The sequence below is a fragment of the Pseudomonas sp. R2-7-07 genome (assembly GCF_003852355.1).
Taxonomy (GTDB): domain Bacteria; phylum Pseudomonadota; class Gammaproteobacteria; order Pseudomonadales; family Pseudomonadaceae; genus Aquipseudomonas.
The window spans coordinates 311,892-334,554 of sequence record NZ_CP027759.1; the positions used below are offsets into that span (position 1 = coordinate 311,892).

At 62.1% G+C, this 22,663-nt stretch carries 22 protein-coding genes and 1 pseudogene; 4 read left to right on the top strand and 19 right to left on the bottom strand.

Annotated features, from left to right (window positions below):
* Positions 1-42 precede the first annotated feature (42 nt).
* From C4J86_RS01265 to C4J86_RS01325, 13 genes and pseudogenes are all read right to left on the bottom strand, one after another.
* Positions 43-669 carry a bifunctional 2-polyprenyl-6-hydroxyphenol methylase/3-demethylubiquinol 3-O-methyltransferase UbiG gene (locus C4J86_RS01265; RefSeq protein ID WP_124369194.1) on the bottom strand — a complete coding sequence of 209 codons (627 nt, stop codon included), beginning with the start codon at positions 667-669 and terminating at the stop codon, positions 43-45.
* A gap of 39 nt (positions 670-708) precedes the next feature.
* Positions 709-1,353: a methionine ABC transporter permease gene (locus C4J86_RS01270; RefSeq protein WP_034117212.1), complete on the bottom strand. Its 645-nt coding sequence runs from the start codon at positions 1,351-1,353 to the stop codon at positions 709-711.
* Positions 1,343-2,458, bottom strand: a complete 1,116-nt coding sequence (locus C4J86_RS01275; RefSeq protein WP_124369195.1) for a methionine ABC transporter ATP-binding protein — start codon at positions 2,456-2,458, stop codon at positions 1,343-1,345. Before C4J86_RS01275 ends, C4J86_RS01270 begins: the two co-directional genes overlap by 11 nt.
* Positions 2,455-3,249 carry a MetQ/NlpA family ABC transporter substrate-binding protein gene (locus tag C4J86_RS01280; protein WP_124365412.1) on the bottom strand — a complete coding sequence of 265 codons (795 nt, stop codon included), beginning with the start codon at positions 3,247-3,249 and terminating at the stop codon, positions 2,455-2,457. The genes C4J86_RS01275 and C4J86_RS01280 overlap by 4 nt, the downstream gene beginning before the upstream one ends.
* Positions 3,250-3,259: 10 nt before the next feature.
* Positions 3,260-3,385, bottom strand: a pseudogene (locus C4J86_RS26945) (outer membrane lipoprotein carrier protein LolA); the annotation flags it as partial.
* Positions 3,367-4,719, bottom strand: a complete 1,353-nt coding sequence (locus C4J86_RS01290; protein ID WP_124369196.1) for an LLM class flavin-dependent oxidoreductase — start codon at positions 4,717-4,719, stop codon at positions 3,367-3,369. The gene C4J86_RS01290 and the pseudogene C4J86_RS26945, both read right to left, overlap by 19 nt.
* Entirely contained in the window at positions 4,719-5,912 is a 1,194-nt protein-coding gene (locus C4J86_RS01295) for an SfnB family sulfur acquisition oxidoreductase (protein ID WP_124369197.1), read from the bottom strand. Before C4J86_RS01295 ends, C4J86_RS01290 begins: the two co-directional genes overlap by 1 nt.
* A gap of 24 nt (positions 5,913-5,936) precedes the next feature.
* A complete protein-coding gene (locus C4J86_RS01300; protein WP_124369198.1) occupies positions 5,937-7,178 on the bottom strand; it encodes an SfnB family sulfur acquisition oxidoreductase in 1,242 nt (413 codons plus the stop codon).
* A gap of 187 nt (positions 7,179-7,365) precedes the next feature.
* The gene (locus C4J86_RS01305; RefSeq protein WP_124369199.1) at positions 7,366-8,142 is read right to left on the bottom strand and encodes a hypothetical protein; all 777 of its coding nucleotides are present in this window, start codon (positions 8,140-8,142) and stop codon (positions 7,366-7,368) included.
* A gap of 310 nt (positions 8,143-8,452) precedes the next feature.
* Positions 8,453-9,199: an L-cystine ABC transporter ATP-binding protein TcyN gene (tcyN, locus tag C4J86_RS01310; protein WP_124360781.1), complete on the bottom strand. Its 747-nt coding sequence runs from the start codon at positions 9,197-9,199 to the stop codon at positions 8,453-8,455.
* Between the two features lie 3 nt (positions 9,200-9,202).
* Entirely contained in the window at positions 9,203-9,868 is a 666-nt protein-coding gene (tcyL, locus tag C4J86_RS01315) for a cystine ABC transporter permease (protein WP_003187646.1), read from the bottom strand.
* Entirely contained in the window at positions 9,868-10,662 is a 795-nt protein-coding gene (tcyJ, locus tag C4J86_RS01320; RefSeq protein WP_124369200.1) for a cystine ABC transporter substrate-binding protein, read from the bottom strand. The genes tcyL and tcyJ overlap by 1 nt, the downstream gene beginning before the upstream one ends.
* A 278-nt stretch (positions 10,663-10,940) precedes the next feature.
* Positions 10,941-11,936, bottom strand: coding sequence for a D-cysteine desulfhydrase (locus C4J86_RS01325; protein WP_124369201.1), 996 nt, complete (start codon positions 11,934-11,936; stop codon positions 10,941-10,943).
* A 259-nt stretch (positions 11,937-12,195) separates the two neighbouring features.
* Here C4J86_RS01325 and epsC point away from each other — a divergent pair, with 259 nt between their 5' ends.
* Positions 12,196-13,122 (top strand): serine O-acetyltransferase EpsC, encoded by a 927-nt coding sequence (epsC, locus tag C4J86_RS01330; RefSeq protein ID WP_124360785.1) that lies wholly within the window; start codon positions 12,196-12,198, stop codon positions 13,120-13,122.
* 402 nt (positions 13,123-13,524) lie between these two features.
* Entirely contained in the window at positions 13,525-15,486 is a 1,962-nt protein-coding gene (gene betT, locus C4J86_RS01335; RefSeq protein WP_164487677.1) for a choline transporter BetT, read from the top strand.
* 123 nt (positions 15,487-15,609) lie between these two features.
* On the opposite strand, the gene C4J86_RS01340 is transcribed toward betT, so the two are convergent.
* From C4J86_RS01340 to C4J86_RS01350, 3 genes are read right to left on the bottom strand one after another with little or no spacing between them, the layout of a single operon-like run.
* On the bottom strand, positions 15,610-16,506 hold the full coding sequence (locus C4J86_RS01340; protein ID WP_124369202.1) for an SDR family oxidoreductase: 897 nt from the start codon (positions 16,504-16,506) through the stop codon (positions 15,610-15,612).
* A gap of 25 nt (positions 16,507-16,531) precedes the next feature.
* Entirely contained in the window at positions 16,532-17,041 is a 510-nt protein-coding gene (locus C4J86_RS01345; protein ID WP_218567536.1) for a DUF1097 domain-containing protein, read from the bottom strand.
* A 30-nt stretch (positions 17,042-17,071) separates the two neighbouring features.
* Complete coding sequence (locus tag C4J86_RS01350; protein WP_124369203.1) at positions 17,072-17,803, bottom strand: SDR family oxidoreductase; 732 nt, start codon at positions 17,801-17,803, stop codon at positions 17,072-17,074.
* 115 nt (positions 17,804-17,918) lie between these two features.
* On the opposite strand from C4J86_RS01350, the gene C4J86_RS01355 reads away from it, so the two are divergent.
* Complete coding sequence (locus C4J86_RS01355) at positions 17,919-18,809, top strand: LysR family transcriptional regulator (protein ID WP_124369204.1); 891 nt, start codon at positions 17,919-17,921, stop codon at positions 18,807-18,809.
* Positions 18,810-19,015: 206 nt separating this feature from the next.
* Complete coding sequence (mgrA, locus tag C4J86_RS01360; protein WP_124369205.1) at positions 19,016-20,053, top strand: L-glyceraldehyde 3-phosphate reductase; 1,038 nt, start codon at positions 19,016-19,018, stop codon at positions 20,051-20,053.
* A gap of 146 nt (positions 20,054-20,199) precedes the next feature.
* On the opposite strand, the gene tauD is transcribed toward mgrA, so the two are convergent.
* The 3 genes from tauD to tauB are packed head-to-tail and all read right to left on the bottom strand — an operon-like array spanning position 20,200 to position 22,663.
* Positions 20,200-21,036: a taurine dioxygenase gene (gene tauD / locus C4J86_RS01365; protein WP_124369206.1), complete on the bottom strand. Its 837-nt coding sequence runs from the start codon at positions 21,034-21,036 to the stop codon at positions 20,200-20,202.
* 14 nt (positions 21,037-21,050) lie between these two features.
* Positions 21,051-21,887, bottom strand: coding sequence for a taurine ABC transporter permease TauC (gene tauC / locus C4J86_RS01370; protein WP_124369207.1), 837 nt, complete (start codon positions 21,885-21,887; stop codon positions 21,051-21,053).
* Positions 21,884-22,663: a taurine ABC transporter ATP-binding subunit gene (gene tauB, locus C4J86_RS01375; RefSeq protein WP_124360790.1), complete on the bottom strand. Its 780-nt coding sequence runs from the start codon at positions 22,661-22,663 to the stop codon at positions 21,884-21,886. The genes tauC and tauB overlap by 4 nt, the downstream gene beginning before the upstream one ends.

Consider the following 22,663-nt stretch of genomic DNA (forward strand, 5'->3'; position numbering starts at 1 on the left):
GTGGGCTTGCCCGCGATGGCATCAGCCCGGGCAACCCCAGACTTAAGCCTTGCGCCAAACGCTGGCCAACCAAGGCTGCTGTTCCCGAGGCAATCCCGCCGGCCGGTAATAGTGCTCCAACTCCACAAACCCCGCCGTTGTCAGCAATGCCCGCCAGGCCGCCAGATCGTGATAAGACCCATACCGTGGCCCATTCCAGCCTTCCTGGTTGTCACCGCGAGGGTTGGAGCTGAACAGCACGCCCCCAGGCTTCAACGTGCCATGCAGTTGCTTGAGGACCCGGGGCAATTCCTGCTTGGGAATATGAAACAGCACCGCATTGGCAAACACCCCATCGAAGCGCCCGTCGGGCAGGTCCAGTTTGAGGAAGTCCTGCTGCAACACCTCGCAGCCACTGTCGTCCCGCGCCATCTGCGCAAACCGCTCGGAACCATCGAGCCCCACGGCGATATGCCCCAGGCGTGTAAAGGTCTGCAGATCCCGCCCCGGCCCGCAGCCAAAATCCAGCACGGTAAACGGCGGCGTGCCCTGGATATGCCGCAGCAACGCGTCGATGTTCTGGCTCACATCGTGATCGCGGGTGCCCTCGCGGAAGTCTTCGGCCACTTTGTTGTAATGGCCGAGGGTGATGGCGGTGATCTGGTTAAGGTCGTCGGGCTTGAGGGTCATGACAGGCAATACCGGGCGCTGGGATGCGCCGACTATACCTCACCTCTTGTTGAGCACCCGCGCCAGTCGATCGCCGCCGAGTTGGATCACCGCCACCAACACCACCAACAGCACAATCACCGTGAGCATGATCTGCGTATCGAAGCGCTGGTAGCCATAGCGGTACGCAATGTCGCCCAGCCCGCCCGCGCCAATCGCGCCGGCCATGGCCGACGAGTTGATCATGGTCACCAGGGTAATGGTGAACCCGCCGACGATTCCCGGCAGCGCTTCGGGCAACAGCACATGCCAGATGATGTGCCAGCGGCGGCACCCCATGGCCTGTGCGGCTTCGATCAAGCCATGGTCGACCTCGCGCAGGCTGACTTCGGCGATGCGCGCAAAGAACGGCGTGGCCGCGATGGTCAGCGGCACGACTGCCGCCCACACACCGTAGGTGGTGCCGACGATCAGGCGGGTGAAAGGGATCAGCGCCACCATCAGGATCAGAAACGGAATGGAGCGGAACAGATTGACGAAGGCCCCGAGCACCCGGTTCAGCGCCGGTGCCTGGTAAATGCCGCCCTTGTCGCTGGTGACCAGAAACACCGCCAGTGGAATCCCTACCAGCAAGGCGATCAGTGATGACACGCCGACCATCAACAAGGTGTCGATGGCGCCCTGTACTAAACGATCAAACCACATAGCCCAGCACCTCCACCTGTTGTGCCCAGTTTGCGGCGCGGTTGCGCAGTTCTTCGGTGCTATGGGGCGAGCCATTCACCGCCAGCAGCAGTTGCCCCAAGGCATGCCCCTGAATCCGTTCGACGCCGCCCTGCAGCAGACGCACGCGGCCGCCGAGGGCACTGAACAGCGCGGCCAGGTCGGGTTCATCGCTGGCACTGCCGGTGAACTGCAAGCGCAGCACCACTGCGGCTTCCGGCGATTCAGGCTGGGTATGCAAACGGTTTTGCAGTTCTTCCGGCAGCCCATGTTGCAGCGGCGCCAGCAGGGTCTTGCTGACCTCGTGTTGCGGGTTGCCGAACACTTGCCACACCGGGCCTTGCTCGACGATGCGCCCATGCTCCAGCACCACCACGCGGTCGCAGATGTCGCGGATCACCGCCATTTCATGGGTAATCAACACGATGGTCAGGCCCAGGCGCCGGTTGATCTCGCGCAGCAGGCCGAGAATCGATTGGGTGGTTTCCGGGTCGAGGGCCGAGGTGGCTTCGTCGCACAGCAGGATCTCGGGGTCGTGCACCAGCGAACGGGCGATGCCCACGCGCTGTTTCTGCCCGCCCGAGAGCTGCGCCGGATAGGCCTGGTGCTTGTCTTGCAAACCCACCAGTTCCAGCAGCTCACGCACCTTTTGCTCACGCTGCGGCTTGGGCACCCCGGCGACCTTGAGCGGCAGTTCGACGTTCTGCCAGACGGTCTTGGCCGACATCAGGTTGAAGTGCTGGAAGATCATGCCGATGCGCCGGCGCAGCGCGACCAGGCGGTCTTCATCGAAGCAGCCGATATCCACCTGATCGATCAGCACGCGCCCGCTGCTGGGTTGTTCCAGGCGATTGATGGTGCGGATCAGCGACGACTTGCCGGCGCCGCTGCGGCCGATGATGCCGAACACTTCGCCGCGCGCAATCGCCAGGTCAATGCCTTTCAGGGCATGCACCGTGCCGTCATAGGTTTTGCCCAGGTTGATGAAACGCACATGGGCGCTGTTGAAGTCCGGATGCAGTTCGGTCTGCTCGGCGTCCCTGGGCAATGTGCCCAGGTCGCGCAGTTGGGCATTGGCAGCGGTCATTTTTTATCGTCCCAGCCGACCTGGTAGAGCTTGCCGAGGGATTTATCCAGGGCGGCGCGCACCGTCGGCGAGTGCTGGTAGATGTCGACGAACTTGATCACCCTCGGGTCGGTTTTGCTCTTGGGCTGGATCACGAACTGGATCACGTATTCCGGGTGGTCGAGGCCATCGAACAGCAGCGCCGATTCGGCATCGAAGGTCTTGGACAGGCGGATGTACGCCGGGTAGCCCTGCACCAGATCGGCGTCGTCATAGGCGCGCACCAGTTGCACGGCTTCCACCTGCAGGATCTTGATCTTTTTCGGGTTGCTGACGATGTCGTCTTCGGTGGCCTTGTAGCCCACCCCCGGCTTGAGCGTGATCAGCCCGGCCTTGGCCAGCAGTTGCAGGCCGCGCCCGCTGTTGATCGGGTCGTTGGCGATGGCCACGCTGGCGCCTTCGGGCAGGTCATTGAAGCTTTTGTACTTCTTCGAATACAAACCGACGTTGTTGATGATGCCCGGCGCATAGGGCACCAGGTCAAAGCCGGCGGCGGCCTTGGCATTTTCCAGGAAGGGGATGTGCTGGAAGTAGTTCACGTCGATATCGCCGGCGGCGAGGCTGACGTTCGGCGCGATCCAGTCGGTGAATTCCACCAGTTCGACCTTCAGGCCCTGTTTGCCGGCTTCTTCTACAGCGGCTTCCAGGGGAATCGCGAAGGCGGCGGTGGTGCCGACTTTCAACGGCGCATCGGCGGCGAATACGGCCGAGCTGAACAAGCCGAAGGCCAGGGAGAGCACTATTTTTTTCATATGAATTTCCAATTGTAGGAGCGAGCTTGCTCGCGAAAAACTTGAGGGCGCCTCGGTAAACCAGATGCACCGCGTTATCGTTAACGATCTTCGCGAGCAAGCTCGCTCCTACAGGGGTTAGTGTCGATAGGTAGATCCGGTGTGTTGTTCGGGTAGGCGAGCGGCGCCGTGGAAGACTTTTTCGCGCAACGTTCCCTGCTCATATTCAGTCTTGTACGAGCCACGCTTTTGCAGCTCCGGCACCACCAGATCAATGAAATCCACATAGCTCTCCGGCGTCACAATGCGCGTGAGGTTGAAGCCATCCAGGCCGGTTTCGCTGATCCACGATTCCAGTTCGTCGGCGACCTGCTCGGGCGACCCCACCAGCGTGATATAGCGCCCACCGAGGGCGTGCTGCTCGAGCAATTTGCGCCGGGTCCAGTCGTTGTTCTGCAGGTTCTTGGTCGCCGACTGGATGGCGTTGCTCTTCACGTACTGGATCGGTTCATCCAGTTCGTACTCGGAAAAGTCGATCGCCGTGGAAGCGGAAAAGTGCGCCACGCCGGCCTCCGCGCTGGCATAGCTGAGATACTCGGCGTGCTTGGCCCAGGCCAGTTCCTCGGTCGCGCCGACGATCACGTTCAGGCCCATGAACACCTTGATGTCATCCGGATTGCGCCCGGCCTCCACCGCGCTGGCGCGCACTTTGTCCACCTGGATTCGGGTTGCGGCCTTGTTCTGCCCGCTGATGAACACGCACTCGGCATGGCGCCCGGCGAACTGCAGGCCACGGTCCGAACTGCCGGCCTGGAACAGCACCGGCGTACGCTGCGGCGATGGCTCGCACAGGTGATAGCCCTCCACCTGGTAGAACTCGCCGTGGTGTTCGACCTTGTGCACCTTGCCCGGCTGCGCATACACCCGCGCCTGGGGATCGTTGACCACCGCGTCATCCTCCCAGCTGCCTTCCCAGAGTTTGTACAGCACCTCCAGGTATTCATCGGCCTGGTCATAGCGACGGTCATGCTCGACCTGCTCGGTCAGCCCCATGGCCTTGGCGGCGCTGTCGAGGTAGCCGGTGACGATGTTCCAGCCCACCCGGCCCCGGCTCAGGTGGTCGAGGGTGGACATGCGCCGGGCGAACAGATACGGCGGCTCGTAGGTCAGGTTGGCAGTGAGGCCGAAGCCGAGGTTCCGGGTGACGGCCGCCATGGCCGAGACCAGCAGGAGCGGGTCGTTGACCGGCAACTGGATCGATTCCTTGAGCGGCACGTCGATGGACTTTTGGTACACGTCATACACGCCGACGATATCGGCGATAAACAAACCGTCGAACAGCCCGCGCTCGAGGATTTTTGCCAGGTCAGTCCAGTACTCGAGGGTCTTGTACTGGGTGGACGTGTCCCGTGGATGGGTCCACAAACCGTGGTTGATATGCCCGATGCAGTTCATGTTGAAGGCATTGAGCAGGATTTTTTTCTTGCTCATCAGATGGTCCCCCGCAGCGGCGGGTTTTCATCGTTGAGGTAGTAATTGCCCACCGCGTGGTATTTCCAGCGCACCGGGTCATGCAGGGTGTGCACGCGGGCGTTACGCCAGTGGCGATCCAGGCCATGCTCGGCCAGGGTCGCCTGGCTGCCGGCCAGTTCGAACAGCGTGCTGCCGGCGGCCAGGGAGATTTCGCTGCTCAAGGCGCGTACTTCGGCGACGGCGATGGAGGCGGCCGCGACGGTCTGGGCATTGCTGTCGGCCTGGGCGCGGTCGAGAAATTCGCCCGAGCGCTCGAGCAGCGCTTCGGCGGCGTGCAGGCGAATGCTCAAGTGGCCGAAGCTCTTCAAGGTCAGCGGGTCATCAGTGGCCCTGTCGCTGCCCGAGTCGATCCAGGGACGGGTCTTGGTGCGCACAAAATGCAACGCGTCTTCGAAGGCGGCGCGGGCGATACCGGTGTCGATGGCGGCATGAAGAATCTGCGCCAAGGGGCCGACGGTGGTCGGGCGTTCGAAAGCGCTCTGGAACGGGATCACGTCCTGCGCCGCCACCCACACGTTGTCGAACACCACTGAGCCGCTGCCGGTGGTGCGCTGGCCGAAGCCGCTCCAGTCGTCAATCACGCTCAGGCCCGCGCTGTCGCGGGGCACGAAGGCCAGTTGCTGAACCCCATGTTCATCCACCACCGAGGTGGGGATGCGCTGGGCGTAGATCGCGCCGGTGGAATAGAACTTGCGGCCGCTGATACGGAAGCCATCACCGTCGCGGGTAATTTTGGTGACGCGGTCATGAGCGGTTTTCGTGCCCAATTCCGCCAAGGCGTTGCCGAAACGCTGGCCGGCCAATACTTCTGCATACAGGCTGCGTTGCTGGGCCGGGCTGCCATTCACGCGCAGCACTTCCAAGGCATAGAAATGGTTTTGCGGAATCTGTCCCAGGGACGCATCCGCCTGGGCGATCAAGGCGATGACCTTGGCCAGGGTGACGTTGGACACACCAGCGCCGCCGTAGGCCTTGGGCACGCTGATGCCCCACAGGCCGGAGCGCGAAAAGGCGTCCAGCTCGGCCAGCGGCAGGCGGCGCTCGCGGTCGCGCTGGGCGCTGTCGCGGCGCAAGTCTTCAGCCAGGTCGCTGGCGACAACAAGGGCTTGTTCGTCGCTGGTGATGACCGCGACGGGGTGAGAGAAAGTCATGATGTTCTCCAGATGTCTGGTCGGTCAGATCCAGGAATGGCGAGCCGGCAGAGTGCCGTTCAGGCGATAGGCGCCGATGGCGTGATACTTCCAGCGCACCGGGTCATGCAGCGTGTGGACCCGCGCATTGCGCCAGTGCCGGTCAAGGTTGAATTCGGCGAGGGTGGCGCGGCTGCCGGCCAGCTCGAAGAGTTTTTCACTGACCAGCAACGCCACCTCAGTGGTGAGTACCTTGGCTTCGGCGACGGCGATCGACGCGCGTGCAGCGGACTGCGCGGTGATCGGCGCAGCGCTGACCTGGTCCAGCACCTGGCCAGCCTTGCGCAACAGCGCCTCGGCGGCGTGCAGTTCGATTTTCAGCTTGCCGATGTCCGCGATCACATACAGGTCGTCGCTGGCCCGTTCGACCTTGGCGTCGATCCACGGGCGCGAGCGTTCACGTACAAAGGCGATGGTGTCGTCCAGGGCGCCACGGGCAATACCGGCGTCGATGGCCGCCTGGATCAATTGCGAGACGGCACCCTGGATATTCGGGCTTTCGCCCAGGCGCCAGTTGTCCACCACCAGCTCTGCGTCCACCGGCACCCGGTCAAGCAGCACGGTGCCGCTGGCGGTGGTGCGTTGGCCAAAGCCCGACCAGTCATCCACGATGCGCAGCCCTTCGCTGCCACGGCGCACGAACGCCATGACTTGCTTGCCGTCGTCGTTGAGCGCTTTGATGGCCACCCAGTGGGCAAACAGAGCGCCGGTGGAGTAGAACTTCTGGCCGCTGACCACGTAGCCGTCACCCTCGGCAGTGATACGCGCCTTGAGCTCCAGGGTATCTTTGGTGCCGCGTTCCGGACCGCCATTGCCGATGCGCCAACCGTCGATCACGCTCTGGAACAGCTGCTTTTTCTGGCGCTCGCTGGCGGTGTTTTGCAACAGGTGCAGGATGCCGAAATGGTTCTGCGGGATCTGCCCCAGGGCCGGGTCGGCCGCGCTGATGATCGCGAAAACCTCGGCCAGGGTGACGAATGAAACCTGCGGACCGCCGTATTCACGGGGAATGGAAATGCTGCCCAAGCCGCTGCGGGTGAACTGTTCGACCTGCGCCCAGGGCAATTGGCGTTGCTGGTCGCGCTTGGCGGCTTGCAGGCGCGCGGCGTCGGCCAGCTCATGGGCGGCGCTCAGCGCCTGGGCGTCGTTGCGCAGCACCGTGGCCGGCAACAACAGTGGGGCTACGTCCAGATCACTCTGGAGGGGTGTTAGAGCCAAGTTAGACATCAGCGCCGCTCCTTGGCTGCACGTAATGCCCTGGCGTTATGCACCGGGGTAATTCTGACCATACCGACCTCGCATTCAATGAAATAAAAACAAAACAATCAGGAATGTCCGGTGGTCCGGTGCATATACCCTAAGCGTGTTTATTTTTTAAATAAACTAACTTTTAGGAATATGCATAGAAGGCGCGTCACCCCGGTTCGCAGGGAGAGCCGAAAGGCCGGGGTTGATACACGTCCTTGGCTGCACCAGGGGGCGTGGGAACCCAGGCGGCGATGCGCAAGGTGCGGGCTGGCGCCCAGCGCGAATTGTTGCCGACGCGGTCCAGGATGCAGTACGTCACCTCCAGGCGGCAGTCGTCACCGCCTTCGATAATGACTGTCGAAGGCACCCAGACCTGCACCGCCAGGCCGACGTCCCTGGCCTGGATGTTCGGCAGGTCCATGCGCACGTCACCCCAGCGCAGCGTGATGGCATCGCCACTGGCCATGTTCGCGTACGGCTCGATGCTCAGCGGAATTCCGCGTTGCACCTGGCGACTGTTGACGCCCTGGCGGCGGATGGTCTCGGGCAGGCTGACCGGCGCGAGGTTCTGGTTTTCGTCGCTATACAGGGCCGACGGCGCGCCGCCCGGGTAGTTGGTTTTGACCCGGACCTGGGTGGTGGCCGAGCGCGCCGGGCCGTGGCCGATCTGCATGATCTGGTAATGCACCCGCGCCGGGCCATCCTGTACAAAACTTTCCGGCACTCGCAGGTGGGTAGGCGTGCCGATTTTGCCGGCCGTCACCCGGCGTGAGGCGGCAAAGCAGTTGTTCCAGAACAGCTCGATCAGGTCGCCTTCTTCCATGCCGGGGTAAGGCGCGATGTCGACCTGCAATTGGGCAGCCGCGTGGGCACTGATGCCGTTTCGAACGGCTTGGGGCAGGGTGGGTGCGGTCAGCATGGCCGGGGTTGTAGTGTGCGTCATAAGTGATCTCCTTGATGCAGCCAGCAGCAATCGTTCCGGGCCTGGGCGCGGGTGCGCAAAGGGGCCGAAAGAACGATTCAGTGAGTAGCCGGGATAGGATCCAATCCTCTGGACGCTAGATAAGAGGGTTGGGCCGGGGGCGTCAATGGCGGCAAAAGGCTAAACGGCGGGTTGGAGGATATTCAGAAGGGTCTGACTGGAAGGGGTATTTCAAGAGGGGCGCAGCGTGATGTTTTACCGGCGGCAATGGCGATTCGGTGTAGGAGCGGCTTTTTGTGGCGAGCAAGCCCGCTCGCCACAAAAAGCTGGGTCAATGAGCGAGAAACTTGCTCAGGAACTGCTGGGTGCGTTCTTCCCTGGGATTGGCGAACAGCGCCTTGGCTTCACCCTGTTCGACGATCACGCCCTTGTCGAAAAAGATCACACGGTTGGCCACATCCCGGGCAAAGCTCATCTCGTGGGTGACGATCACCATGGTGCGGTTTTCTTCGGCCAGGCTGCGGATGGTCGCCAGCACTTCACCCACCAGTTCGGGGTCGAGGGCCGAGGTGGGTTCGTCGAACAGGATGACCTCCGGCTCCATGGCCAGCGCCCGAGCGATCGCCACACGCTGTTGCTGCCCACCGGACAAGCGCCGAGGATAAGCCGCCTCCTTGCCCGCCAGGCCGACTTTGGCCAGTAGCTTGCGGCCCAGTTCGGTCGCCGCTTCGCGTGGCATCTTCTTGACCACGATCGGGCCTTCGATGACGTTTTCCAGCGCGGTGCGGTGGGGGAACAGGTTGAAGTTCTGGAAGACAAACCCGACGTGCTGGCGCAGGCGTCGCACCAGGCCCTGTTGCTGGTTGAGTGGCTTGCTGCTGTCGATCTCGATGTCGCCCACCTTGATGCGGCCGCTGGTGGGTTCTTCGAGAAAATTCAGGCAGCGCAGGAAGGTGGTCTTGCCGGAACCGCTGGGGCCGATGATGGCCACGACTTCGCCGGCCTTGACCTCCAGGTCGATACCGTTGAGCACCACCTGGCCGTTGAATTGTTTGGTCAGCTTTTCAACCACGATCATGCTTCAAGACTCCAGGTCATGCCGGTTGACCCGGTCTTCCAGACGATTTTGCAGATGCGCCAGGATGCTCGCCAGGATCCAATAGATCAGGGCTGCGGACAGATACATGGTGAAAATTTCGAAGGTGCGCGCCGAGACCAGTTGCGCCTGACGGAACAGCTCGGGCACCTGGATAGTGGCGGCCAGCGCCGTGTCCTTGACCAGCGAAATGAAACTGTTGCCCAGCGGCGGCAAGGCCGTGCGCATGGCTTGCGGCAGGATGGCCCGGCGCAATGTCTGCGCACGGGTCATGCCGATACTCGCGGCGGCTTCCCACTGGCCACGCTCGATGGACGCGATGGCGGCCCTTAGGATTTCACAGGCGTAGGCGGCCATGTTCAGCGAAAAACCGATCATGGCGGCCGGGATCGGGTCCAGCTCGATACCCACTTGCGGCAAGCCGTAGTAGATCAGGAACAGTTGCACCAGCAAGGGCGTGCCGCGAAAGAACGACACGTAGACCCGCGCCGTCCAACTCAGCAGCTTGAAGCGCGACAGGCGCATCAACGCCAGGCCGAAGCCCAGCAGCAGGCCGAAAAACATCCCGCCCAGGCTGAGGATCACCGTGTAATACGCGCCCTTGAGCAGAAAGGGCGCGGAGTCCAGCGCGAGTTGGAAACCTGCTTCCATTATTGAGTGACGTCAGCGTTGAAGTACTTCTCGGACAACTTCTTCAAGGTGCCGTCGGCGCGCAGCTTGTCGAGGGCCTTGTTTACCGCGTCGAGCAGTTCAGGCTCGCCCTTGCGCAGGGCAATACCGGATTCCTGGCGGGAGAAGGCGTCGCCGGCAGCGGCGGTGTCCTTGGCTTTCTTGGCGTATTCCAGAGCGGCCAGGCGGTCGATCAGGATCGCGTCGATGCGGCCGATGCGCAGGTCCTGGAATTTGGTCGGGTCGTCGTTGTAGGTCCTGATTTCCGCTTTGGGTTGGTTGGCCTTGAGCCATTGTTCGTAGTTGGTGCCCAGGCCTACCCCGACTTTCTTGCCGGCCAGGTCGGCGGCGGTCTTGATGCTGTCGACATTCTTCGCCAGGGTCAGCGCCTGGATACCGGAAATGGTGTAGGGCTTGGAGAAGTCATACTTCTTCTTGCGCTCTTCGGAAATCGTCACCTGGTTGACCACGGCGTCCAGGCGTTTGGATTCCAGGGCGGCGAGGATGCCGTCCCATGGCGTGGCTTGCAGCTTGACCTTGACGCCCAGCTCCTTGGCCAGCGCCTCGGACAGCTCCACCTCGAAGCCGCTGAGCTTGCCGCTTTCATCGACAAAGCTGAACGGTGGGTAGGTGCCTTCCAGGCCGATCTTGATCTCGCCGGCTTTCTTGATGGTGTTCAGTTGCTCGCCGGCGACCGCCTGGCCAAGCATGCCTGCGCCGAGCGCCAAGCCCAATGTGCCGACCAGCAATGTGCGACGCAATACAGAAATAGTCATGAAGAGCCCCTGTGGTTTTTTATGGTGAGCGAAGCCGGTGACGCAGTAGCCGTATCCTGCCTTAAAGCGCGGTGCGCGTCTTCGCCTTCGGCGCGATGATAAAGCCGGTTTTTAAGACTTGAAAATAATATAAATCCAACTTCATATTCATATTTCGAATATCAATGAGGTCAAGTGTGGGAGGGGGCTTGCTCCCGATGGCGGTGTAACAGTCCCTTTATCTGTATCTGACCCACCGCTATCGGGAGCAAGCCCCCTCCCACATTTACAGCGCTCAGTCAGTTGAACACCGAATCGTACGCAAACAACGCCGGCGCTCCGCCGGTATGCAGGAAAATGATCGGCCCGTCTGCGAAACGCTGGCGCCCGATACCGTCCAGCAGGCCGGCCATGGCCTTGCCCGTGTAGACCGGGTCGAGCAACAGACCTTCCTGGCTGGCCAGAAGTTTGATCGCCGACAACGTACCCGCATTCGGCTCGCCATAACGCGGGCCGAAGTATTCATCCCACAGGATCACCTTGAAGGCTTCCGGCACCTGCATGCCGAGCAGTTCGGCCGTGCGCTCGGCCAGGCCTTGCACTTTCGGGCGTTGGGCTTCGTCGGTGCGCGACACGGTGACGCCGATCACCGGCAGGTTCGGCAGCGCTTCGCTCAACGCCAGTGCCAGGCCGCTGTGGGTGCCTGCGCTGCCGGAGGCTAGTACCACCGCCGCAAAGTCGAGGCCGCTGTCTTCGATCTGCGCCGCCAGCTCCAGGCCCGCGCGCACATACCCCAACGCACCGAGGGCGTTCGAGCCGCCGATAGGCACCAGGTAGGGCTTCTTGCCGTTGCTGCGCAGGCGGTCGGCGAGGGCGTTGAGTTGGTCGTCGGCATGGTCGAGGTTTTCCACCCGCTCCACCTTGGCGTCGAACAGCTCCAGCAACAGGCGGTTGCCGTTGCCCAGGTAGTTGGGGTCTTCGGTGCCGGTGGGGTTTTCCAGCAGGGCGACGCAGCCCAGGCCGAGCCTGGCGGCCAGCGCGGCGGTCTGGCGCACATGGTTGGACTGGATAGCGCCGGCGGTGATCAGGGTATCGGCGCCCTGGGCGATGGCGTCAGCGGCGAGGTATTCAAGTTTGCGCAATTTATTGCCACCCATGGCCAGTGGGGTGGTGTCGTCGCGCTTGACGTAGATATCCCTGCCCAGCCAGGTCGACAGCCGCTCGAGTTTTTCCAAGGCGGTGGCGCCGCCCAACAGTTCCAGACGGTTAAAGCGGTCGAGCTGTTGTTTGATCATGGCTATGCACGGTGGCTGAGTGATGGGGCGACTATAGGCAGGCACTTTTCATCGGGCAACCGCCAATCGCTTATGGGCTGGGGTTATATGTTTGGGATAATTGGTTATTAAGGCTGCTTTCAGTGCATGTCGTAGAGTGGGTGTCTTTTCAGGGGCAAGCTGTGAGCGGCAAGCTGCAAGTTGATCGCGGTTTGCTTGCAGCTTGCAGCTTGCAGCTTGCAGCTTGCCGCTGCGCCCCCCTATTCAGGAGCAAACCCCTTTGAGCGAGCGTTCCAGCCATTGGCAACTACAGACCATCGTCAGCCAACTGCGCAGCGCCCGGGACCAGTGGCGAACGCGCAATGGCCGCTTGAGTGGCGAACATGGAGGCCGCGAATTACCGTCTCGCCAGGCGGTGGCGCAGATTCTCGAAGCCTTGTGCGGCGCACTGTTCCCGATGCGCCTGGGCCCGGTGGACCTGCGCGAAGAAAGTGAAGACTTCTACGTCGGGCATACCCTCGACGTCGCCCTTAACGCCTTGCTCGCCCAGGCCCGCCTGGAGTTGCGCTACGCCGCGCGCCAGGGCGGCCAGGATGACCGTGAGGTCGACGCCCAGGCCATTCGCCTGATCCAGGATTTCGCCCTGGCCTTGCCGGCGTTGCGCAGCCTGCTGGACACCGACGTACTGGCCGCCTACCACGGAGACCCGGCCGCGCGGAGCGTGGATGAGGTGCTGCTGTGCTACCCCGGCATCCTGGCGGTGATCCACCATCGCCTGGCCCATCATCTGTACCGCGCCGGTTTGCCCCTGCTGGCGCGGATCAGCGCGGAAATCGCTCATTCGGCCACCGGTATCGATATCCATCCCGGCGCGCAGATCGGCCCGAGTTTCTTCATCGACCACGGGACCGGCGTGGTGATTGGCGAGACGGCGATCATCGGCGAGCGGGTGCGCATCTACCAGGCGGTGACATTGGGCGCCAAGCGCTTCCCCGCGGATGAAGATGGGCAATTGCAGAAAGGCCATCCGCGCCACCCTATTGTGGAGGACGATGTGGTGATCTACGCCGGCGCTACGATTCTGGGGCGGATTACCATCGGCCAGGGTTCGACCATTGGCGGTAATGTGTGGCTGACCCGCAGCGTGCCGGCCGGGGCGAATATTACCCAGGCGAATTTGCAGCATGATGATGGCGCGCAAAAGTAACGAACCTGCGCAAATCCCCTGTGGGAGGGGGCTTGCTCCCGATAGCGGTGGACCAGCCATACATGTGCTGGCTGACCCACTGCTATCGGGAGCAAGCCCCCTCCCACATGTTTGACTGCATTCCAAAATCATCCCGTCATTGCTGAACGAATTCCGCACCTCACGCGTCATACCAATCCCTAAGCTAGTGTAGGAATCACCTACCACTCGGCCCCGAAATTAGTCCCAAACCGCCTATCCATGTTTAACTTGAACGTTCGTTCAAGTTAAACCGGTGGTTCGCTGCCCGCTCACAACAGGAGGCTTACCTTTGCTGAGTCCGTTATTGACAGCCACATTTCACACCTCGGGGGTGCATGGTTCATGAGTGCATCATCTACCCCGTCCAGCGGTCAGGTGCGCATGAATGCGCCCGTCTTCTACTTTGCCGCCACGGCTATTCTGCTGTTCGGCATCACTGTCATCGCTATCCCGCAACAGGCCGGTGCCTGGCTGCTGGCGGCGCAAAACTGGGCGGCCAATACGGTCGGCTGGTACTACATGCTGGCGATGACCCTGTATCTGGTCTTCGTGGTGGTCACCGCGTTATCGGGCTACGGCAAGATAAAACTCGGTGCCGACCACGACGAGCCCGAATTCAGTTACCTGTCCTGGGCCGGCATGCTGTTCGCCGCCGGGATCAGCATCACGCTGTTCTTCTTTTGCGTGTCCGAGCCGTTGACCCACCTGGTGCAACCGCCCCAGGGCGAGGCGCTGAATGCCGACGCGGCGCGCCAGGCCATGCAGATCCTGTTCCTGCACTGGGGCCTGCACGGCTGGGGCGTGTTCGCGTTTGTCGGCATGGCCCTGGCGTATTTCGCCTACCGGCATAACCTGCCGCTGGCGCTGCGTTCGGCGCTGTACCCATTGATCGGCAAGCGCATCAATGGCCCGATCGGTTACGCGGTGGATGGCTTCGGCATCATCGCCACGGTGTTCGGCCTGGGCGCCGACATGGGTTTTGGCGTGCTGCACCTCAATTCCGGCCTGGATTACCTGTTCGGTATTGCCCATACGCAGTGGATCCAGGTGGGCTTGATCACCTTGATGATGGGCGCGGCGATCATCGTCGCCGTGGCCGGTGTCGACAAGGGTGTGCGGGTGATGTCCGACATCAACATGCTGCTGGCCTGCGCGCTGCTGCTGTTTGTGTTGTTTGCCGGGCCCACCCAGCATTTGCTCAACACCTTGATCCAGAACATCGGGGACTACCTGGGGGCCTTGCCGACCAAGAGTTTCGATGTGTACGCGTACGACAAACCCAGCGACTGGCTGGGTGGCTGGACGGTGTTCTACTGGGCGTGGTGGATCGCATGGTCGCCGTTTGTGGGCCTGTTCATCGCACGGATCTCCCGTGGCCGCACCATCCGCGAATTCGTGTTTGGCGTGCTGCTGATCCCGCTGGGTTTCACCCTGGCGTGGATGTCGATCTTCGGCAACAGCGCCATCGACCAGGTGCTCAACCATGGCATGACCGCGCTGGGCCAGTCCGCCATCGATGAACCGTCGATGAGCCTGTACCTGCTGCTGGAAACCTACCCGTGGAGTAAAACCGTGATTGCGGTCACGGTGTTCATCAGCTTTGTATTCTTCGTGACCTCGGCCGATTCCGGCACCGTGGTGCTGTCGACGCTGTCGTCCAAGGGCGGCAACGCCGATGAAGACGGGCCGAAATGGCTACGCGTGTTCTGGGGCGCAATGACCGCCCTGGTCACCAGCGCCTTGCTGTTTGCCGGCAGTATCGATTCGTTGAAGTCCGCGGTGGTGCTGACTTCGCTGCCGTTCTCGCTGATCCTGTTGCTGATGATGTGGGGGCTGCACAAGGCGTTCTACCTCGAATCGCAAAAGCAGATCGCCCAGTTGCATTCGTTGGCGCCGGTGTCGGGCTCACGCAAGGGCACGGGCGGTTGGCGCCAGCGTTTGAGTCAGGCCGTGCATTTCCCGTCGCGGGATGAGGTGTACCGCTTCCTTGAGACCACGGTACGTCCGGCGATCGAAGAAGTGACGGCAGTGTTTGTCGAAAAAGGCCTCAACGTCGTCACCCAGCCTGACCCGTCCAACGACAGCGTCAGCCTGGAAATCGGCCACGGCGAAGAGCATCCGTTCGTTTACCAGGTGCAGATGCGCGGCTATTTCACGCCCTCGTTTGCGCGCGGCGGCATGGGGTCCAAACAGCTCAACAATCGCCGCTATTATCGGGCGGAAGTGCACTTGCGTGAGGGCAGCCAGGACTACGACCTGGTGGGCTACACCAAGGAGCAGATCATCAACGACATCCTCGACCAGTACGAGCGGCATCTGCAGTTCCTGCACCTGGTGCGCTAGCAGAAGCGAACTGGCTGGCGAGGGACGTTAACGGGAATGCGGGCATGCTGGATGCCCGCGTTGTCCTGGCGTTTTTCTCGCGAGACAGCTCGCTCCTGCAGAGATCGACCCGCCAGCCATTTTTCAATGTGCAGCCGGTTTCAGCAGGTCCTGCAGGCCGATACGACGAAACATCTCTGCGCGCACTCGGTCTGCCACGCCGTTGACCACTTCACAGCCGTCTTCGGAAGGGTCGATATGCCGACGAAACGGGCGCGTACCAAAGGGCAGGCCGACAACCTCGACAATCGCCCGCGCCACCTCGCGCACATCGGCATCCGCCGGTTCCAGCGCCGCCAGGCCTTGCAGGGCGGTATCCGCCACGCCGGCGTAGGGGCCGTCTTCGTACTCGCTCGCACGGGCTTGGTCAGCGGGTTTGCCGGAGTGCACAAAGTGGTTGGTGCCCTTGGTAAAAGCACCCGGCACGATGATCGACGTTTCAACCCCCCACCGACTCAGTTCACTGGCATAGGAAACCGCCAGGGAATCCATCGCCGCCTTGGCCGCGAAGTACGGCGCAAGAAACGGCGGGGTGCCGCCACGTGCGCTGCTGGACGACACCCACAGCACCAGGCCTTTGCCTTGTTTGCGCAGGTACGGCAGTGCGGCGCGGTTGACCCGCTGGGTGCTCAACACGTTAATGTCGTACAGCTGGGCGAACTGTTCAGGACTGAAAGCTTCTGCCGGGCCGAATGACATATGCCCGGCGTTGTGGATGATCACATCCAGGCGGCCACAGTCCGCGACGATCCTGGCGACGCCTGCCTCCACGGAGTCACTGGATGCCACGTCCAGCTCGACACTGCGCAAGTCCACGCTGTGTTCGGCGGCGTAACGCTCTACCTCGGCCACCTGCGGCGCGTTGCGCCCCAGGGTTTCACGCATGCTGGCGTAAACGGTGTGGCCGGCATCGGCCAGGGCGCGAGCGGTAAGGGCGCCGAAACCGCTGGACGCACCGGTAATCAGGATGATGGATTTCATGGCATTGACCTTTAAAAATGGAGATTCAGGCGTGGCGTGCAAGGCGTTGCTGCACGGCGTGTGAGAGCCAGCCGGCGAAGGCACCGAGGCTGCTGGCGCCGCCCAACTCAGCGACGCTTTCCAGCGATGGCTCCAGATGCGAGGCGAAGTACGCGATCAGGCCGAGGAAATAGCTCAGGATGTTGTTCATCACCGGCACGGCGCGCAGCGATACCACGACCATTGCCACGATAAACACCACCGTCGGCAGTGCCCACGCACCGAGTGCGGGGTTCAAGGCCCCGATGCCCAGGGCCGCCAACAGACCGAAGGCAATGCCCATCCATACACATCCGAGGTTGGCCAAGCCGTGGCGCAGGGTCAGCCCGCGGCTGAAAAATGCCACCCATCCGACGAACATCGCCCAGACCGGCAAGGTCAACATTCCGCTGGTACCCGCAGCCACGGCCGCCATGACGGCCGCGATAGCAGTGGCCAGGGTAAACGCCCATTTCGATTGACTGCGAGGTTGGGCAGCGCTGTTTGCGTGGTTCATGAATGCAACTCCTCCGATAGGATCAGCGAATTAAACAAGGCCGCCATTGGCGCGCAGGATTTGCCCGTTGACCCAGCTGGCGGCCGGGCTAACCAGGAAAGCCACCGTGCGGGCGATATCTTCCGGTTGGCCGAGGCGCTCCAACGGCGCCATCTTGGCCAGGCCCTGGATCTGTTCTTCGCTCTTGCCGTGCAGGAACAACTCGGTGGCGACCGGGCCAGGGGCGACGGCGTTGACGGTGATGCCACGCCCGCGCATTTCCTTGGCAAATACCTGGGTCAAGGACTCCACCGCCGCCTTGCTGGCGATGTACACCGCGTAACCGGGGAAGTTAAGGCCGACGGTGCTGCTGGAAAAATTGACGATTCGCCCGCCGTCATTCAGGCGTGTGGCGGCTTCACGCAGGGCGTTGAAGGTGCCCCGGGTGTGGATATCGAAATTCTGGTTGTAGAGCTCATCGCTGTGCTGGGCCAGGGGCATTGCCTTGAGAATGCCGGCGTTGTTGACCAATACATCCACCTTGCCCAGTTGCGCCTCGGTTTCATCGAACAGCCGCTTGATGTCGGCAGGCTTGGCCACGTCGCCTTGAATCGCTATGGCTTGGTACCCTGCCTGGCGCAGTTCTACGACCAGCCTGGATGCCTCGGTCGCGCTGCTGGCGTAGTTGATGGCCACGGCGTAACCCTCGGCGGCCAGTTGCCTGGCGACTACCGCGCCGATACCGCGGGAAGCGCCGGTGATGATTGCGACTTGAGTTTTCATGATTCGGTTTCCTTGAAGTTGGGGGTGTGGAAGCAGATTCACATGTTTACCCAAGCCGATAAATGCGCCAAAGTTGCCTTGACTGTTCAATTATCGCCAACAATGGAGACGCAAAATGGATCAGGTCAAAGCGATGAAGGTGTTCGTACGCATCTACGAACGCTCAAGCTTCACGCTGGCGGCCGACGACCTGAATCTGCCGCGTGCGACGTTGACCCACACCCTCAATCAATTCGAAGCCTGGCTGGGCACGCGCCTGCTGGAGCGCAGCACTCGACGCGTGCGTCCGACCCTGGATGGCGAGGCCTATTACCAGCGGTGCGTGCACCTGCTCGCCGAACTCGAAGAGGCTGAACTGGCTTTTCGCAGCGTGGCGCCCAAGGGCCGTTTGCGAGTGGATCTGCACGGCACCCTGGCCAAGTACTTTGTGATACCGGCGTTGCCGCAATTCATGGCGCGTTACCCGCAGATCGAGCTGTCCATCAGCGAGGCGGATCGCTTTGTCGACCTGATCAGCGAAGGGGTGGATTGCGTGCTGCGCGCAGGCAGCTTGGGCGACTCCGCGCTGATCGGCCGGCGGGTGGCGACCTTGCGCCAAGTCACCTGCGCCAGCCCCGCCTACCTGCGCACCTACGGCGAGCCTGAGAGCCTGGCTGACCTGAGTCGGCATCGCGCGGTGAACTACGTTTCGCGCACCACGGCCAAGTTGTTTCCGTTCGAATTCATGGTCGAAGGCGCGCTGCGGGAAGTCGCTATCGAGAATGCGCTGTCGGTGTTTGGCGCGGAAATTTACTCTGCCAGTGCGGTGGCTGGGTTGGGCATTATCCAGTGCCCGCATTACCGCATGGCCGAGCTGATCGAGCAGGGGGTAATGCGTGAAATTCTAAAAGAAACGCCGCCGCCGTCGATGCCGGTTTCCGTGCTTTACCCGCACAATCGACATCTCTCGCCGAGGGTGCGCGTATTCGTCGACTGGCTCGCTGAAATTTTCGAAAATGCCCGCTGACTTCATCCGCTCAAGGCGATGACATGCGTACCGCGCAGGGCATGACCGGCGAGTGGAGCGTGACAGTGTCGTGGAGTATCCAATTCCACCCTGGCGGAAAATTGCTGTAAAAGACAGAGGCAGACTTAAGCGATTCAGCAGGCAGATAAGGCCTGGGAATAACCTTATTCCCAGGCCTTATCTGCCCCAAGCCCAGAGAGGATTCGATGACGTACATTGCTGCCGAAAACCGCTATGAATCTATCCCTTATCGCCGCGTAGGCCGCAGTGGGTTGGTGCTGCCGGCACTGTCCCTGGGGTTGTGGCACAACTTTGGCGACAGCACCCCGATCGCCACCCAGCGCGCCCTGCTGCGCACCGCGTTCGACTTAGGCATCAACCACTTCGACCTGGCCAATAACTACGGCCCGCCCTACGGCAGCGCCGAGATCAACTTCGGCCGGTTGCTGCGCGAAGACTTCAAGCACTACCGCGACGAGCTGATCATCTCCAGCAAGGCCGGTTGGGACATGTGGCCCGGCCCCTATGGCCAGGGCGGCGGTTCGCGTAAATACGTGCTGGCGAGCCTGGACCAGAGCCTGCAACGCCTGGGCGTCGACTATGTGGATATTTTCTATTCGCACCGTTTCGACGCCGACACGCCGCTGGAAGAAACCGCCAGTGCGCTGGCCACCGCCGTGCAGCAGGGCAAGGCGTTGTACATCGGTATCTCGTCCTACTCCGGCGTAAAAACCCGTGAGATGGCAGCGCTGCTCAACGAGTGGAAAGTGCCGCTGTTGATTCACCAACCGGCTTACAACCTGCTCAACCGCTGGGTGGAAAAAGACCTGCTCGACACCACCGAAGAACTCGGCGCCGGGGTGATTGCGTTCACACCGTTGGCCCAGGGTTTGCTCACCGACAAGTACCTCAACGGCGTGCCGGCCGACGCACGAGTCAACCGCCCAGGTGGCGGTTCGTTGCAGGCCAAGCACCTGTCCGACGCCAACATCGCCCATGTCCGTGCCCTCGACGAAATCGCCCAGCGTCGCGGCCAGAGCCTGGCGCAAATGGCGCTGGCCTGGACCCTGCGTGATCCACGGGTGACCAGCGCGCTGATCGGTGCCAGCCGGCCGGAGCAGATCATCGAGAACGTTGGGGCGTTGAAGAACCTGAGCTTCAGTGCGGAGGAACTGGCGGAGATTGATCGGTTTGCCCTGGAAGGCGGAATCAACTTGTGGGAAAAACCATCCACCGCTGAATGACCTGACACAGCTGGGTTAAAAGTGTGGGAGGGGGCTTGCTCCCGATGGCAGTGGATCAGTCAATAGATACAGTGACTGACCCACCGCTATCGGGAGCAAGCCCCCTCCCACATTTGGTCCTCAGTGTTGCTTGAAGTGTGTATGACTCAGAACGGCACATCGCCCAGGATGGTTGCCCGGTGCATCACCCGCCGCTGCGGCCGGTAGTCATCCACCGCGTAATGCTGGGTCACGCGGTTGTCCCAGAACGCCACGTCATTTTCCTGCCAGCGCCAGCGGATGGTGAATTCCGGGCGTGTGGCATGGGCGAACAATAGTTTGAGAATCGCCGCGCTTTCAGCCGATTCCAGTTCATTGATCCGGGTGGTGAAGCCTTCGCTGACGAACAGCGATTTACGCCCGCTCACCGGGTGCGTGCGGATCACCGGGTGCGACAGGGGTGGGTTTTTTTGGCGGGCTTCTTCCCAACGGGCTCGGTCGTCGGCGGTGTTGCCAAAGCGCTCCAGTGGGAAAGACTGGGTGAAGTCATGGGTGGCAGTCAGCCCATCGAGCAATGCTTTGAATGGCTCGGACAGCGCTTCATAAGCCGCAATCCCACTGGCCCACAAGGTATCGCCACCGAACGCCGGCAGCAGTTTGGCGCTGAGCACCGCGCCCAGGGCTGGCGTGGGCAGGAAGGTCACGTCGGTGTGCCATACGGCGTTATCACGCACATCGGTGACCGCCGTGTCGAGGATCAGCACTTCGGGCTGTTCCGGCACATTGGGGTAGATCGGGTGGATGTGCAGGTCGCCGAAATTCGCCGCGAACCGTGCCTGTTGCTGCGGGGTGATCGGCTGGTCCCGGAAGAACAGCACCGAATGCTTGAGCAGGGCGTGTTCGATGGCGTCGCGCTGTTCGGCGCTCAGTGTCTGGGTGATATCGACGCCACTGATCTGGGCGCCGAGTGCGATGCTTAGTGGGGTAACGGTCAGGCTGCTCATTTATTCATCATCACTCAGTGTGCCTGGCCATGCCACGGCACCAATTTACGCTGCAGGGCGCGCAGGCCCATTTCCATGGCGAAGGCGATCAGCGCGATCACCAGGATGCCCAGGACCACGACGTCAGTGACCAGAAACTGCGCCGCCGACTGCACCATGAAGCCCAGGCCGCTGGTGGCGGCGATCAGCTCGGCGGCCACCAGGGTCGACCACCCCACACCCAGGCCGATGCGCACGCCAGTGAGGATGTCGGGCAGGGCGCTGGGCAGGATCACATGCCGAATCAACTGGGCCCGGGTCGCGCCGAGCGACTGTGCGGCGCGCAACTTGGCCGGGTCGACCGTGCGTACGCCGGTCGCGGTGGCGATGGTGATCGGCGCAAAGATCGCCAGGTAAATCAGCAGCACTTTGGACAGCTCGCCGATGCCGCACCAGATCACGATCAACGGCAGATAGGCCAGCGGCGGGATCGGCCGGTAAAACTCGATCAGCGGATCGAGAATGCCACGGGCCATACGGTTGGCACCGATGGCGATGCCCACCGGCACGGCCGTCAGCACCGCAAAGCCCAAACCCAGGCCGATGCGGCTGAGGCTCGCGCCCAGGTGCTGCCACAAGGTGGAATCCATATACCCCGTAGTCGCCAGCAACCAGCCTTTTTGCAACACGGCAGAGGGCGGCGGCAGGAACAGCGGCTCGATCAAGCCGGTGGCGGTCACGGCCCACCAGATAGCCAGCAAGGCCAACAGGGTCAACAGGCTGATCCAGCGCGTGCTCACGCGGCGGCGTAATGGAATGACGGCGTGTGTCACCGGCTTGGCCGCCGTGGCGGCGAATTCGTAGCTGCTCATGCGCACACCTGCCGTTGCGAGAACACTTTGCCCAGCACGTGTTCGCGGGTTTCGATAAAGCGCGGGTCGGACTTGATCGCCCGTGCCGATTCGCCCGCCGCGTAGCGTTGGCCGAAGTCCAGGTGCAGGCGCTCGACGATCTGGCCGGGGTTGGGTGCCAGCAGGATCAAGTCGGTGGCAAGGAACACCGCTTCTTCGATGTCATGGGTGATCAGGAACACCGGCTTGGCCGTGCGTCGCCAGACTTGCAGCAGCAGTTCCTGCATCTGTTCGCGGGTGAAGGCATCGAGGGCGCCGAAAGGCTCGTCCATCAGCAATACACGAGGGTCGGCCGCCAAGGCGCGGGCAAGGCCGACGCGTTGCTTCTGGCCGCCGGAGAGTTGCCAGATGCGGCGGCTGTCGAAACCGCCCAGGTCCACCAGCGCGAGCATTTCCCGGGCGCGCACTTCACGTTGCGCCTTGGGCACGCCGGCCAGTTCCAGGCCGAAGGCGACGTTGGCCAGTACGTCCTGCCAGGGCAGCAGGGCATCGTCCTGGAACACCACGCCGCGCTCGGCGCTGGGCCCCTTGACCGGCACGCCATCGAGGGTGATGCGCCCGGCCGAGGGCTCGACAAAGCCGGCAATCAGGTTCAACAGCGAAGTCTTGCCACTGCCGGACGGGCCGAGGGCCACCAGCAATTGCTGGGGCCCAAGCTCGAGTGAAATATCCGCCAGTACCGGTTCCGGAGCGCCTGGGTACTGTGCGCTGATGCGCTCCAGCTGTAGCAAGGCCAT